Origin of the sequence: Enterococcus sp. HMSC072F02, assembly GCF_001837725.1 — a bacterium.
In the GTDB taxonomy this organism is placed as follows: domain Bacteria; phylum Bacillota; class Bacilli; order Lactobacillales; family Enterococcaceae; genus Enterococcus_B; species Enterococcus_B lactis.
In genome coordinates, this window is sequence record NZ_KV833890.1 from 1 (window position 1) to 905 (window position 905).

The following is a 905-nucleotide window of genomic DNA, read 5'->3' on the forward strand; positions in this document are numbered from 1 at the left end:
ACATATGCGTTCATCAAAATATACTGAACATTATACAGATACTTTTATAACATTCAAGGAAATTATGAGAACTGTTTCTAACATATACCACAATTGTGTACCAGATAAGATTAAAAACCGAAGAAATACTGATCAACTGAAGCAACGCGATACAGTGATTATTGCTTGTGTTATATGGGGCATAATTAATGGCTATACTAGCCAAAGAGCCACGTATAGAGCGGTTTGTTCCGTCTTATTTCCTAATGGTGACTTTCCTAGTAGGAGTCGATTCACTCGCTTAAGTTCAAACTTAGCTTACACTATCAAGATTATTCGATACTTTTTCATCAAGAAGCTCACCAAAGGTGAACTAGTCGGAATTATAGATAGTTTTCCTAGTCCATTATGTAAACCAGTTAGAAATAGACAAGCAAAACTATTGAATCAAATAGCCAAAGTTGGCTATAACTCAACAAAAAAATCTTATTTTTATGGTCTTAAAATTCATATGATCGTTACTAAGACTGGCTTTCCGATTACTTACTCAATCACGAATCCAGGTGTCCATGACGTGAAAGTGTTAGAGACTTTATCGGAAGAAGCGAATCTTCCCAATATCCTAGGGGACAAAGGATATATTAGCCATAAAATCCATGAAAAGCTTGCCCTTAAGGGCATTACTATATCCGTTCCGCCACGTAAAAACATGGATAAATCAGAAAAACTAGACCACAGCTTACTTGGAAAACAAAGAAAAACAGTTGAGACTGTTTTTTCTTCCTTAGAAAAATTAGGTTGTCAAAATTTCAACTCACGTTCTGTTAAAGGGCTAGAGAGTAGATTTGAAAGCATATTACTGGCTTACAGTGTTCTATTAAGTCGAGCACAACGACGTTTTGAAGGAACTTTGAGATATTCTTTAG

The 905-nt window shown here is 35.1% G+C and carries 1 protein-coding gene; it reads left to right on the forward strand.

All coding sequences use genetic code 11. The features are described from left to right. Positions 1-4 precede the first annotated feature (4 nt). Positions 5-905 (forward strand): IS982-like element ISEfm1 family transposase (locus tag HMPREF2731_RS01430; RefSeq protein WP_070544013.1); only part of this gene is annotated, 901 nt, incomplete at its 3' end.